Origin of the sequence: Vibrio variabilis, from assembly GCF_003263785.1 — a bacterium.
In the GTDB taxonomy this organism is placed as follows: Bacteria; Pseudomonadota; Gammaproteobacteria; order Enterobacterales; family Vibrionaceae; genus Vibrio; species Vibrio variabilis.
Genome location: NZ_JYJK01000130.1, coordinates 202192 through 215891, shown reverse-complemented (window position 1 = coordinate 215891; position 13700 = coordinate 202192). Strand labels below are relative to the sequence as shown.

The following is a 13700-nucleotide window of genomic DNA, read 5'->3' as shown; positions in this document are numbered from 1 at the left end:
GACCAAGGATCATCTCTATACCGCTTCAGCCTTGCTCTGCTTCATCACTTCGATTTGATCCGCACGATGAATACTATTGATAACATGAAGTAGTGCCTGACCTGAAGCCTCAACGATGTCGGTTGAGATACCCGTACCGTGATATTTGCGGCCTTTGTAGTTGGCGATGATATCCGCCTGACCCAGGCCATCTTCACCTTCGCCTTTCGCTGTCAAATCAAACTTGTCTAGTACAATGTCGTAACCTGTTACGCGATAGATACATTGATAAAGTGCATCAACCGGACCGTTACCCACAGCCGCTTCGCATTTTTCTTCATCACCGCATTGGATCTTAATGCTAGTGGTTGCCATGATGCTGCCTGATTGAACGCTCAAGTAGTTCAACTTAAAGAAGTCGTCTTCTTCGCGCAAGTTAGCAAAGTGCATTAATGCTTCTAGGTCGTAGTCGAATACCTGACCTTTGCGATCCGCAAGCTTCAAGAAATCTTGATACAAAGTATCTAGGTTGTACTCATGCTCGCTGTAACCCATTGAATCCATATGGCTCTTAACCGCTGCACGACCAGAGCGGCTGGTTAGGTTCAAGGCTTTGTTTTTCAGACCAATAGACTCAGGGGTCATGATCTCGTAAGTGTTCTTATTCTTGAGCATGCCATCTTGGTGGATGCCTGAGGAGTGACTGAACGCGTTGGCACCAACAATCGCCTTATTGTCCTGAATCGGCATATTACATAGCTGAGACACTAGCTTACTGGTGCGGTGGATCTCTTGATGCTGAAGACCGGTGTGAACGCCTAACAACTCTTGGCGCGTTTTGATGATCATCGCGATTTCTTCTAGCGAGCAGTTGCCTGCACGCTCACCGATACCATTAATAGTACCTTCGATTTGTCTAGCGCCAGCTTGTACAGCGGCGATCGAGTTGGCCACTGACATGCCTAAGTCATCGTGACAGTGCACAGAGATGATGGCTTTGTCGATGTTTGGAACGCGATTGAAAAGTGTCTGGATAATGCCACCGAACTCATTTGGGACGGTGTAGCCGACGGTGTCTGGGATGTTTATGGTGCGAGCGCCAGCATCGATAGCGGCTTCTACCATACGACACAAGTTGTCGATAGGCGTACGACCTGCATCTTCACATGAGAACTCAACGTCATCAGTGTAGTTACGCGCATGCTTAACCGCCTTTACGCCCATCTCAACCACATCGTCGTAGCTGCGGCGCAGTTTGTCTTGAACATGGACGGTCGAGGTGGAAATGAAGGTGTGGATACGGAAGGCATCCGCCACTTTTAACGCTTCAGCTGCCGCATCAATGTCTTTCGCTACCGCTCGAGATAGAGCACACACACGGCTGTTTTTGATGTGTTTTGCGATGGTCTGTACCGATTCAAAATCACCTGGAGAGGAGATAGGGAAGCCAGCTTCGATAACATCCACACCCAGACGCTCGAGCGCGTAAGCAATTTGCAGCTTCTCTTTCACTGTTAGACTTGCTGAAAGTGCTTGTTCGCCGTCACGCAATGTGGTGTCGAATATAATCACCTGATCGTTCATATTTGCTTCCTCTTTTTCCAGGTTAATCGTTTACGTCCAGTTCAATCGATATAAAAAAACCCGCTTGTGTAAGCGGGTTTTTTGGAATTCTTTATGTGGTGTTTTTCGTCCACAACCTACCCGCGCGATGTTTTCACGATAAGGAGGAGGTTCAGGAGTAGAGAAAAACGTAATGACACTGTTATGCGTTCCACAAAAATAAGTTACAAGATTAGTACCGCACTCAGCTTCATGCGTCAAGGGTTAATCTGAATTTTTATGGATATCGGAGCAGTTCACTCTTTATTCTAAGAGGGGGAGGGAGTTGCTTACTTATAATTAATCATCTGATTAATATTTGATGAATTTAACTGTTCGCGGGTTGAACAAGCTTTACTCTACAATTAATCAATGATTAATAAAAGCAAGGATTGGTATGACGAACGCGGCTGAGACCACTCGTAAAGTTGGTCGCCCCAAAGAGCGCACAGATGCTAGGCAGAAGCTGCTTACTAACGCTCGTGATCTGTTCGTAGTGATGCCCTATGACAAAGTTTCTACACGTCTCATTGCGCAAAAGGCGGGCGTTAATATCGCCATGATTCGCTACTACTTTGGTAACAAAGAAGGCTTGTTTGAGACCATGGTACGCGAAACCCTGCAGCCAATGAAGAGCAAAATGGAATCGCTGATGAAAAATGGTGATTACGGCAACCTCACTGACTTCATGCGTACTTATTATTTTGAAATGAATAAAGTTCCGCAGTTTCCGCGCTTGATCTCTCAAGTCATGCACATGCCTCCCTCAGCCACGCAGCGTCGCTTGTTTGAAAAAGTGTTTGCCGACATTGGTCGTCCAGACCAAGATTTCATGTTCAATAAAATGTCTAAACTCGGATTGTTACATGAAGGGTTGAGCCCACGTATGTGCAAAATCTCACTCATTAGCCTAATGGTGTTTCCATTTATCGCACCTCCTGGACTTCTGAGCTTGCACGGCATTGAAGTCAATGAAGAATTTTTAAATGAACTCCTCGAACATAACATCGCCTTGCTTAAGCGTGGGTTGTTACGTGACCCATCCTAATTTGAAGAATGTATCTCTATGAAGTCTATAAACAAAAAACTCCTGTTCTTTCCAGTTTTTGCAGTAGGTGTCGTGGCTTTAATCGCCGCCGTTAACCTGCGTCCTGACGTGCCAACCAAACCGGCAGGCGATCGTTCACGAGTGGTGGATATCATGCCGCTACAGCCTCAGATGTCAGCGCCAGTAGCGATTGGTTTTGGTCGCGCAGAACCAAAAGTTCAATGGCAAGCCATAGCTGAGGTAACCGGGGCGGTTATCTACAAACACCCCAATCTTGAGAAAGGCACAGTGATAGCAGCGGGCACAGAAATTCTTCGAATTGACCCTTTAGACTATGAGCTCAAGCTATCTCAAGCCATTGCCGACCTGAAGTCGAGCCAAACCCAGTTAGCGCGCCTTGATCAAGAAGAAACCAACCTAAAGCAGACCCTGTCGATTGAGATGAATCGTTTGAAACTAGCGGAAAACGAGTATCAGCGCCGTGTGGACTTAAATAAGCGCGGGCTTACTTCACAGTCTGATGTAGATACTCAGCAGCAAAACATGCTTTCACAAAAGAAGCTAGTCCAAGAGATTGAAAACCAACTGGCGCTGATGCCAGATGAGCGTGGGGTATCTGAAGCGCTAGTTAAGGTCAATCAAGCAAAAGCCGATGAAGCGCAGCGCTCGCTAGAGAAAACCCGCATCACGCTGCCGATGACGATGCGTATCTCAGAGGTCGATGCTGAAATCAATCAGGTGGTGAACTTACAGCAAACCATGGTCACCGCGCACCTAAACGATGTCATGGAAGTAGAAGCTCAATTGTCGATCCACGACCTACAGCTGCTCTCTGACACACTCTCATGGGATGAGAGCCAAGCCGAGCGCGGCGAGCTCGATAAGCTGCAAGCGACGGTCGAACTCAGCAGCGGCAACTTAACCGCAACTTGGCCAGCCAAAGTTGCGCGTGTCAGTGAAACCGTGGATGCCAACCAAGCAACCGCTGGGGTGATCCTAGAGGTGTCGCAATTACCAAGCAGTAACGGCTTGGCGGGTACGCCTGTGCTGGTTAATGGCATGTTTGTGAAGGCAACAATTGAAGGGCAACAACAGCAATCTTGGTCTGTTCCTGAGCGTGCTTTGCATGGTGACAAAATCTATCTAATGAACGCTGAAAACCGTTTGGAAATGCGCGATGTGAAGGTCGAATATCGTCGTGACAATCAGGTGATCATTTCTGGTGATCTCGAAGCGGGTGAGAAAGTGATCCTCAACGATATCTTGCCTGCCATTGAAGGGATGCTACTGCGCGATAGTCAAAGTGATGATGACAGCGCTGGAGAGGTCACCCAATGATTCGATTTTTCTCCAAACACCCAACAGCGGCAAACCTATTGATGCTCGCGCTGCTGATACTGGGTATCAGTTCGCTGTCGACCATCAAGCGTGAGACCTTTCCTGAGTTCGATCCGCCCTACATCATGGCTGCGATCACTTACCCAGGCGCCTCTCCACAAGAAGTGGAAGAGAGCTTGTGTGTACGTATGGAAGATGCCGTTGACGGCCTTTCAAACATCGTCGAGACCAAATGTGAAGCGATTGAAGGCTCCGCAAGACTGACCCTTAAGCTTGATGAAAAAGCGGACATTGGCCGAATGCTGGTGGATGTTCAAACTCAGATCAACGCGATCAACGATTTTCCAGAAGAGATTGAATCACCTGTCGTGCAAGAGCTGGATTGGAACGAACCTGTTGTCGATGTGGCGATCACCGCTGAAACCAGTTGGCCAGAGCTAAAAGCCTATGCGGAACAATTAAAGCGCACGCTTAAGCTCGACTATGGTGTTTCACTCGTTGATGTCAGTGGCTTTTCTGATCACCAGTATCGCGTTGAGCTCAATACTCAGATCATGCGTCAGCTTGGGTTAAGTATCGGTGATATTGCGACCCAGATTGGTAATCAAAATATTAAGCTGCCAAGCGGTAATGTCGAAACGGAAGATAAGAACTTTTTGATTCGCTTTGATGAGAGGCGGATTACCCCTCAAGAGTTGGAGTCGATCGTGGTGGGCTCCAGCCCAAGTGGTGCGTTGATTCGTCTCAAAGATGTCGCGACCATTACCGACCGATTCGAACTGGATGAGCAAAAAGTCCTGTTTAACGGCAAGCCATCTGCCGTACTGAAAATCAGCAAGAACAAAGAAGACGACGCGCTACGTGTGAAAGAGAAGGTGACGGAGTTTGTTGAAGCGCAGCGCCTAATTGCCCCTGAAGGGGTCACGCTTGAGATGACCAATGATATGTCTTCCATACTGTGGGATCGCCTGACCATGATGGTGAAAAACGGCTGGCAAGGTATCTTGCTGGTGTTTGCAACCATGTGGCTGTTCTTTAGTTTCCGTTACTCATTCTGGGTAGCTGCGGGCTTGCCGGTGGCGTTCCTTGGTGGCTTGTTCTTGATGGCGAACCTCGGGCTCTCCATCAACATTATGTCTCTGGTGGGGCTGCTGATGGCGATTGGTATCATGATGGATGATGCCATTGTGATCGCGGAATCTATTCAGGCGCACTTAGACCGTGGGCAGAAAATTGATGATGCGGTGATAAACGGCGTTAAGAAGGTGCTACCAGGTGTTATCTCATCTTTCTTAACCACAGTATGTATCTTCGGCAGTTTGTTGTTCTTACAAGGGGAGATGGGCGCAGTGCTGAGAGCTGTGCCTCAGGTGCTGATACTTGTCTTGTCACTGAGTCTGGTTGAAGCCTTCTTGATTCTACCTAACCACTTATCTCACTCTTTGCATAAACATAATCGTGACAAGCAGCCTGTGAAGTTCAAACGTGTGTTGCTGGAGCGATTTGAGCACTTCAGAAACACCACGCTAGTGAATGCGGTAGATAAAGTCGTCTCTTATCGCTACGTCTTCATGGGCAGTGTGTTTGCGGCGCTGCTTATCTCTGTCAGTCTACTGGCTGGTGGTGTGGTGAAGTTCAATCCATTCCCTGCATTGGATGGTGATATTGCCGAAGCTCGTATTATTCTGCCTCCGGGGGCATCGTTGTCTCAGACGGAGCGAGTGGTCGATCAAATCGTTCTGTCCGCTGAAAAGCTCAATGAGCAGTGGAGTGAAGAGGTTGAAGGTGGTGAAACCTTGGTGAAGCAAATCACCAGTCAGTTCAACACTAACCGAGATGCCAACGAATCCGGTCCTCATATTGCGACAGTCAGGCTAGATCTGCTGAGTGCAGAGATCCGCAATACGCTGATCGATGAGTTTATTGATGCTTGGCGCGAAGATGTGGGAGAGCTTGCCGACCCAATCTCTATGGTCTTTAAGCAGCCTACGATGGGGCCAGGTGGTCGTGCGATTGAAGTGCGTATCGCACATGATGATCTGGATATGCTCAAAGCCGCATCGGTCGAGATCCAGCAATACCTCAATGAGTTTGATGGTGTGAGTGGTGTGCTCGATGACATGCGTCTCGGTAAAGAAGAGATCTTAGTTAAACTGCGTCCGGGTGCTGAGAGCTTTGGGGTGAACGGTCAGATGATCGCAAGTCAGTTGCGTGCGGCCTTCTTTGGTCAAACCGCCGATGAGATCCAAGTGGGCGTTGAGAACATTAAGATTGAAGTGAAGCTCGACAAGCAAGATATCGGTGACATTCAGCAGCTATCGAATTTCCCGATTTTCTTGGCGGACGGCTCGCAAGTACCGTTGGCATCGGTCACGACGCTCGATTTTCAGCGTAACTATGTTCGTATTCAACGTGTTAACGGCCTGAGAACGGTCAGTGTGTTTGGTGATGTTGATACCACTAAAGCGAGCTCAACTGATATTATTAGGCAGTTCCAAGCCGAAGAAGTCGCTAAGCTACAAAAAGAGTACCCAGGACTGCGTTTTGACTTTGAGGGTGAAACCAAAGACAGCGCGGAGACAGGCGCATCGATGGCGAAAGGCTTTTTGCTAGGGCTTTTTGGCGTGTTCACCATTCTTAGCTACCAGTTCAGAAGCTACCTAGAGCCGTTTGTGGTGATGCTGGCAATACCGCTTGCCTTTATCGGCGTGGTCTGGGGACACTTGTTACTGGGACACTCGATGAGTATGCCAAGTATTATGGGCTTTGTGTCTTTGGCGGGGATTGTTGTCAACGATTCTATCTTACTGGTGCAGTACATACGTCACCACGTTGATGAAGGCGACTCAGTGCATGACTCTGTGGTGAAAGCGAGCCGTGAGCGCTTTAGAGCTGTATTCTTGACATCAATGACTACGGCTGCGGGTTTGCTGCCATTGCTTACCGAGACCAGCCTTCAGGCTCAGGTTATTCAGCCTCTGGTTATTTCAATTGTGTTCGGTATTTTTGCGTCCACAGCTTTGGTGTTGTTCATGATTCCTTCGGCCTACGCCATTCTTGCAGATTGGGGATTGGTGCATAAACATGAAGAGCTTTAACACGCCATAAATCTCATCTCTCAATAAAATGAAAGTTAGTGACTAGGGTTCCTCTAGCGCTAACTTTCATCGTTTCTCCAATAAATCGTCACCGAATTGTCATTGTTGCTGACTACTTTTTGATCATGAACTGCGCGTCTAACAAGGAGTAGGTTGTGCGAACGATTGAACCCATAGCAAGAATGGATTTGGCTTTTTCATTGTTTTGTTTAAAGCATCGCTTTAACGCCCAAGTAGCATCGGTGAGTCGTTGGGTGTCTAGAACGGGCGACGGTCATTTGTACCTGTTACTTGGCATCGCGGTTTTTTGGTTAGATGACGCTGTTGGCAAGTTGTTTTTTGCCACAGCCTTGTTGGCGTTTGCTATCGAGTTACCGATTTATTGGTTAGCGAAAAACAGCTTCAAGCGTCGCAGGCCTGAAGAGTTTTCTCATTTACTGCAGGCCTTTATTACCCCGTCTGATCGCTACAGCTTACCGTCAGGGCATACTGCAGCCGCTTTTTTGATGGCGACCATTATTGGTCAGTTTTATCCCGAGTGGCACGATTCCGCGCTGATGTGGGCAGTGCTCATTGGCGCTTCACGCATTCTGCTTGGAGTGCATTTTCTTACCGATGTGGTGATTGGTGCGGTACTGGGGATGTCATCGGCGTACATTGCGCTTGAATATGTACAGGCTTGGTTAGGAGGCGTGTAAATGAAGATACTTTATGGTGTACAGGGCACGGGTAATGGCCATATTGCCAGGGCAAGAGCGATGAGCCAGGCGCTGGCCAACCATGATGTGCAAGTCGACTTTTTATTTTCCGGACGAGAGAAAAGTAAGTACTTCTCGATGGAGCAGTTTGGTGATTACCAAACGCGCCGCGGGTTTAGCTTCGTGACGGAAAACGGCCGTGTGAACTATATGAAAACGGCGTTTGAGAACAGTCTACCTCACTTTATTCGTGAAGTCAGAGAGCTCGATGTTTCTGGTTATGATGTGGTGGTCAATGACTTTGAGCCAGTTTCTGCTTGGGCGGCAAAGCAGCAAAAAATTCCTACAGTGAGCATTAGCCACCAAAACGCATTTCTGTTTGATGTCCCTCAAAAAGGCGCCAACTGGCTGGATGATTCAGTGATTCAGTACTTCGCACCGTCGCAGTATCAGCTTGGTCTACATTGGTATCATTTTGGGCAGCCGATTTTGCCACCCATTGTGCATACGTTAGGAGAGGATGTGACCTCAGAAGACTTTATTCTTGTCTACCTTCCGTTTGAAAGTCCTGACGCTATCGTCGACCTGTTGCTTAGATTTGGGCAAAACAACTTTATTTGCTACCACCCTGAGAATATTGAACAGGCGCAGATAGAAAACATCTTAATGAAACCGCTTGGTCATGAGAGTTTTCAGTGCGATCTCCATCGCTGTGCTGGTGTGATTGCGAACGGTGGCTTTGAGTTGCCATCAGAAGCGCTCAGCTTAGGCAAGAAGTTACTCGTTAAGCCACTGGATGGTCAATTTGAGCAGCAGAGTAATGCAGCAACGCTTGATAGTTTGGGGCTTGCTCAATCTATGGACTTTCTTGATGCCAGTGTGATTCGCGATTGGTTAGATGAGAAACAAGCTGAACGGGTTTTTTATCCAAATGTTGCTGAAGGCATTGCCGATTGGCTAGTCAGCGGAAATTGGTCATGTAGTGCTAATTTGCGTAAGCGCCTTTGGGACAAAGTCGACTTTCCTAGTTACGCCTCAGTTTAAGCGCACTTCACCATAACCCGACCAACCTTGAGGTTAGTTGGGCATAACAATAACAAGACCCGAATCTCACTTTGATTCGGGTTTTGGTGTTATTGTTATGGGTTATATGCAACTGCGTGCCTTTCTTTTGTGTTCAAGAATGTTCCATACCGATAGATATTAACTATATGCCATACGAATAGTTGCGGTTGCCTTTTGTGCGCGCATTAAATAGGCTCTGTTCTCCCTTTTGGTGGGTGTCATAGTACTTGGTTATGTATCTGGCTGCTTTTCTCAACAAAAGTTATTAAAAATATAATTTATCTTTTTTTATATATGATGTAACTTATTGTTGTTTAAGGTTATTGCTTTTCTCTCGATAAAATTTGATGATTCTTTGTCAATCTTGTTGGTGTTGGGTCAATTATTGGTGGATAGTTGGTTTCGTCCTCGAAGTATGCAGAGGATTAATAGAATGACGTAAGGTACACCACGGGCGATGACGCTGTTCTCATTGTTCTGTTTTATTGGTTACCTACCCCAATAGTCGAGATTGAAATTACACGAGGCTTACTAAATGTTAGACAAAAAAGATGCTATGAGCGCAATCGCTAGTTACCGCATGGAAAGCACATTACGCGGCGTAGATCTAAACCTATTGACTGTATTCGACGCAGTGATGCAAGAGCAGAATATCACTCGCGCGGCGCACAATTTAGGTATGTCGCAACCTGCAGTAAGTAACGCAGTAGCGCGCCTTAAAGTGATGTTCAACGATGAACTGTTCATGCGCCAGGGTCGTGGCATTCAGCCGACTCAACGTGCACGTCAGCTATTTGGTCCTGTACGTCAAGCGCTTCAGTTGATCCGCAACGAGCTACCAAGCTCAATCTTCACTCCAGAGACTTCAACGCGTCTATTTAAGATGGCGATCTGCTCTCCTTGTGATATGCGTTTTGCACCGCGCATCATGCAAACTATTTCTGAGCAAGCGCCACACGTTCAGCTTCACCTAGATGCAGAAGCAGACCGTCAGCTAGCTGACCGTATGCGTTTCCAAGAGATTGACTTCGTTATCGATTACGCTCGCTACGATGCTCAAGGTTTCTCTAGCACTGAGATCTTCCAAGATGAATTGGTTGTGGTAGCGGCGAAAAACCATCCACGCATTCACGGTGCAGTCAGCACAGCACAGCTAGCAAACGAAAAGCACGCTAAGCTATCAAAAGTTCATGGCGTTCGTAGCTTCTCAGAGCAAGCTTACCGTGACCTAGAGTGCCAAGCGTCTTACGAAGGTACTAGCCTAAGCAACGTACTTTACGTGGTTGGTCAATCTGAGCTAGTCACCATCGCGCCGCGTTGGTTGGTTGAAAACGCAGTAAACAAAGATCAGCTTCAAGTACTGACGCTGCCTACTGAAAACAACAAGATCAGTGGCTTCCTAAGCTGGCATGAATCTAGCGAAAAAGACAAAGGCCACATTTGGTTGCGTGACCAACTCATGGTTATCTGTGGCGAAGTGGTTGCTTTGTCATAATCCATTACAACTTAATTCTAAAAGCCCTGAGTACGATGTATTCAGGGCTTTTTTCATACTGGTCAGACGCTTATTATCACCCAGTGGAAAAGCTGCCAGGAATTATTGATAACTTTGATGTCGGTCTGTTGCCTTTTTCGGCGGCACAGGTACACTTGTGCGCTCAAAAAGGCTTACATGTGTAAGCTAAAAGGTAAGATAGAACATGGCTAATTTAGATTTCCATATCGTAACTAAGATTCGTGAGCGAATCGCACAAGGTGGCGACAAGATCGCCTTACGACATAAAATCAACAATGTATGGCAAGGGATTAGCTGGAAAGAGTTTGGCGTTAGCGTCGATGCGCTGTCACTCGCGCTACTCGGAAAAGGAATCCAACCTCAAGATAAAATCGGTATCATTTCCAATAACATGCCGAAATGGACCATTGCTGATCTGGCTGCGCTTCAAGTTCGCGCAGTGACTGTGCCCATTTACCCTACGAATACACCCGCTCAAACCAGCTATATCGTACAAAACGCCGATGTCCGCATTCTTTTTGTTGGTGAGCAAGAGCAATATGACGCGGCCGTTTCCATCTATGAAGAATGTGCGCAATTAGAGCTGATCGTCGCGATGAGCGAAGAGATTGTTCTGGCTGACAATGATTTCTCTATGACTTGGCAGCAGTTTACTGCCGATGTAAGCAGTGACGTCCAACCTGAATTAGACGCGCGACTTGAGCAAGCCAACTACGACGATTTGCTGACACTTATCTATACATCAGGTACCACAGGCCAGCCGAAAGGGGTAATGCTAGATTACGCCAATATTGCCGCTCAGCTACAAGGACACGATGAAAGATTAAGCCTTAGTGAAAATGATGTTTCGCTGTGCTTCTTGCCGCTTTCGCATGTTTTCGAGCGTGCATGGACTTTCTATGTATTGTACCGAGGTGGCACGAACTGCTATCTGCAAGATACGATGCAAGTACGTGATGCACTTGGTGAGATCCGGCCAACTGTAATGAGTGCCGTTCCTCGTTTCTACGAGAAGATCTTCTCAGCGATCCACGAACGAGTATCTAAAGCACCTGTCCATCGCAAGATCCTATTTACCTGGGCGGTAAATATGGGCGCGAAAATGGCGCAGTGCCGTCAAGATAACGTGGAGCCTTCGTTGTTACTCAAGAAGAGTTACGCGCTAGCGGACAAGATCGTATTAGGTAAACTTCGCGAGTTACTAGGCGGCCGTATTAACTTCATGCCGTGTGGCGGTGCGAAATTGGATGAAACCATTGGCCGCTTCTTCCAAGCGATTGGCATCAACGTCAAGCTTGGTTACGGTATGACTGAAACCACAGCGACCGTTTCTTGCTGGGATGATACCTGCTACAACCCTGGCTCCATCGGTATGCCGATGCCCGGCGCGGAAGTGAAGATCGGTGACAATAATGAAATCTTAGTGCGCGGCCCTATGGTGATGCGTGGCTACTATAAGTTGCCAGAAGAAACCGCTAAGACCTTTGACGCTGATGGCTTCTTGAAAACTGGCGATGCCGGTGAGTTTGACGCAGCAGGTAACCTGTTCATTACTGACCGCATCAAAGAGCTAATGAAAACCTCAAATGGCAAGTACATTGCTCCCCAAGCGATTGAAGGCGCGATCGGTAAAGACCATTACATCGAGCAGATTGCAGTTATTGCGGACACGCGTAAGTTTGTTTCTGCTTTGATTGTACCTTGCTTCGATACGCTCGAAGAGTATGCCAAAGAGCTAAACATTGCTTACCAAGATCGCTTAGAGCTCATCAAGCACCACCAAGTGGTGGAGATGTTTGAAAAGCGCATCACTGAGCTGCAAAAAGAGCTGGCTAAGTTTGAACAGGTGAAGAAGTTTAAACTGCTTCCTAACGGTTTCTCGATGGATAAAGGCGAGTTGACACCGACGCAGAAACTGCGCCGCAAGGTGATTAACGACCGTTATCAAGATGAAATCGAAGAGATGTATCGCGATACGCCTAGTAAATAATAGGCTTCTCTTCTCCCAAAGCCCATAAACGAAAGCCCCAAGCTAATGCTTGGGGCTTTTTAGTATCTTGTTGCTAGTTGTTGGCGTAAAGCAGCTCGCTGTATCGGTCTAGCGTATTGAGGCGATTTTGCGCATTGGCTAAGAAAGTTTGCTTCGCTTTACCCGTTAGAGATTTAGATTGCGGCAGTTTGACCGTTCTTGGGTTTTTGTGCACGCCGTTGACCAAGAATTCATAGTGTAGGTGAGGCCCTGTGACTCGTCCTGTTCCACCAAGTGTACCGACTGTTTGTCCCTGTTTCACTCGCTGACCGGTTTTCACCTTACGTTTTTGTAGGTGCAAGTACTTAGTAATAAAGGTGTTACTGTGCTTGATAAACACATAGTTACCATTAAACTGGTTGTAGCTTGATTTGATGACAGTGCCGTCACCAGCCGCCCAAATTGGCGTACCAACAGGCGCTGCATAGTCAGTGCCTCGGTGGGCGCGCACTTTACCTGTCACTGGGTGGCGTCGGTTAGGATTAAAGTTGGAAGTTACGCGGCGAAAGTCCAATGGAGCACGTAAAAAGGCCTTTTTCATTGCTCGGCCATTTTCATCGTAATAGTTGCCTGTTTTGTCATCGAAGATAGCGGTAAAGGTATCATTTTGGTTTTTAAAGATAGCGGCGATGATCTTGCCGCGGCCAATCACTTCACCTTCGACGACCTTCTCTTGATACAGCAGCTTAAAGTAATCGCCAGAGCGGATATCTAACGCAAAGTCGATATCCCAACCAAAAATACCGGCAAGCTCCATGATTTGGTTCGCTGTCAGTCCAGCGCCAATTCCGGCATTCCAGAAGTTTGAACTGATTTCTGCTTGGGCGTAGTTATATTGGTAGTCGACCTGCTTTTTGTCCCAGCTAGAGGTAAAGCCTTTATCGGTTTTGGTGACTTTGAAGGTCTCATAGTCATTGATGCGGCGCTTTAACTGCACGAAGTCACTGTTTTCATCAAAACCAAACGTCAGTTTGTCACCGGGGCGTAGACGAGAAAGCTGCTGCTTAATGTCATCGTTGGTATAGATAAGGTCATGAAGTAGGCGAGGGGAAAGGCCAAGACGTTGAAATAGAATGGCGGCGCTCTCTCCTGAGCGAACGGTGTGTTCTTCCCATTTCAGTACTACGGTCGGCGGAGCGGCATTGCCAACAGGGAATGCATCGCTGTCAATGGAGAGCGCGTAGTGCTTGCCAATTTCGAGTCGGTCGTTTCTATCATCAAGCTCTGAGATATCAGGCAGAAACAGTGCAACGACGATAATGGCACTAAAAAAGGCGATGAGCGCGCGGTGTAGCCAAGGCAAGCGCTTAAAAACAGAGACCATGAG

The 13700-nt window shown here is 47.4% G+C and carries 9 protein-coding genes; 7 read left to right on the top strand and 2 right to left on the bottom strand.

The window, feature by feature from the left end; genetic code table 11:
• Positions 1-15 precede the first annotated feature (15 nt).
• Positions 16-1563, bottom strand: coding sequence for a 2-isopropylmalate synthase (gene leuA, locus TZ48_RS22325; protein WP_112480830.1), 1548 nt, complete (start codon positions 1561-1563; stop codon positions 16-18).
• A 415-nt stretch (positions 1564-1978) separates the two neighbouring features.
• Here leuA and TZ48_RS22315 point away from each other — a divergent pair, with 415 nt between their 5' ends.
• The 7 genes from TZ48_RS22315 (at position 1979) to TZ48_RS22285 (ending at position 12334) form a co-directional block, all read left to right on the top strand.
• Positions 1979-2629, top strand: coding sequence for a TetR/AcrR family transcriptional regulator (locus tag TZ48_RS22315; protein WP_112480828.1), 651 nt, complete (start codon positions 1979-1981; stop codon positions 2627-2629).
• 18 nt (positions 2630-2647) lie between these two features.
• Complete coding sequence (locus TZ48_RS22310) at positions 2648-3967, top strand: efflux RND transporter periplasmic adaptor subunit (RefSeq protein WP_112480826.1); 1320 nt, start codon at positions 2648-2650, stop codon at positions 3965-3967.
• Positions 3964-7065, top strand: coding sequence for an efflux RND transporter permease subunit (locus TZ48_RS22305; protein ID WP_112480824.1), 3102 nt, complete (start codon positions 3964-3966; stop codon positions 7063-7065). Before TZ48_RS22310 ends, TZ48_RS22305 begins: the two co-directional genes overlap by 4 nt.
• Positions 7066-7220: 155 nt before the next feature.
• Positions 7221-7763, top strand: coding sequence for a phosphatase PAP2 family protein (locus TZ48_RS22300; RefSeq protein ID WP_112480822.1), 543 nt, complete (start codon positions 7221-7223; stop codon positions 7761-7763).
• Positions 7764-8807 carry an MJ1255/VC2487 family glycosyltransferase gene (locus tag TZ48_RS22295; protein ID WP_112480820.1) on the top strand — a complete coding sequence of 348 codons (1044 nt, stop codon included), beginning with the start codon at positions 7764-7766 and terminating at the stop codon, positions 8805-8807.
• 556 nt (positions 8808-9363) lie between these two features.
• On the top strand, positions 9364-10323 hold the full coding sequence (gene leuO / locus TZ48_RS22290) for a transcriptional regulator LeuO (RefSeq protein WP_042496454.1): 960 nt from the start codon (positions 9364-9366) through the stop codon (positions 10321-10323).
• Between the two features lie 205 nt (positions 10324-10528).
• On the top strand, positions 10529-12334 hold the full coding sequence (locus TZ48_RS22285; protein WP_112480818.1) for an AMP-dependent synthetase/ligase: 1806 nt from the start codon (positions 10529-10531) through the stop codon (positions 12332-12334).
• Positions 12335-12407: 73 nt separating this feature from the next.
• Here the strand turns inward: TZ48_RS22285 and TZ48_RS22280 are convergent, their stop codons facing one another.
• Positions 12408-13697: a peptidoglycan DD-metalloendopeptidase family protein gene (locus TZ48_RS22280; protein WP_112480816.1), complete on the bottom strand. Its 1290-nt coding sequence runs from the start codon at positions 13695-13697 to the stop codon at positions 12408-12410.
• Positions 13698-13700: the final 3 nt, after the last annotated feature.

Bases quoted from the DNA above. Each gene is read 5' to 3' on its own strand.
- leuA (WP_112480830.1), bottom strand. From the start codon at position 1,563: ATGAACGATCAGGTGATTATATTCGACACCACATTGCGTGACGGCGAA.
- TZ48_RS22315 (WP_112480828.1), top strand. From the start codon at position 1,979: ATGACGAACGCGGCTGAGACCACTCGTAAAGTTGGTCGCCCCAAAGAG.
- TZ48_RS22310 (WP_112480826.1), top strand. From the start codon at position 2,648: ATGAAGTCTATAAACAAAAAACTCCTGTTCTTTCCAGTTTTTGCAGTA.
- TZ48_RS22305 (WP_112480824.1), top strand. From the start codon at position 3,964: ATGATTCGATTTTTCTCCAAACACCCAACAGCGGCAAACCTATTGATG.
- TZ48_RS22295 (WP_112480820.1), top strand. From the start codon at position 7,764: ATGAAGATACTTTATGGTGTACAGGGCACGGGTAATGGCCATATTGCC.
- leuO (WP_042496454.1), top strand. From the start codon at position 9,364: ATGTTAGACAAAAAAGATGCTATGAGCGCAATCGCTAGTTACCGCATG.
- TZ48_RS22285 (WP_112480818.1), top strand. From the start codon at position 10,529: ATGGCTAATTTAGATTTCCATATCGTAACTAAGATTCGTGAGCGAATC.
- TZ48_RS22280 (WP_112480816.1), bottom strand. From the start codon at position 13,697: ATGGTCTCTGTTTTTAAGCGCTTGCCTTGGCTACACCGCGCGCTCATC.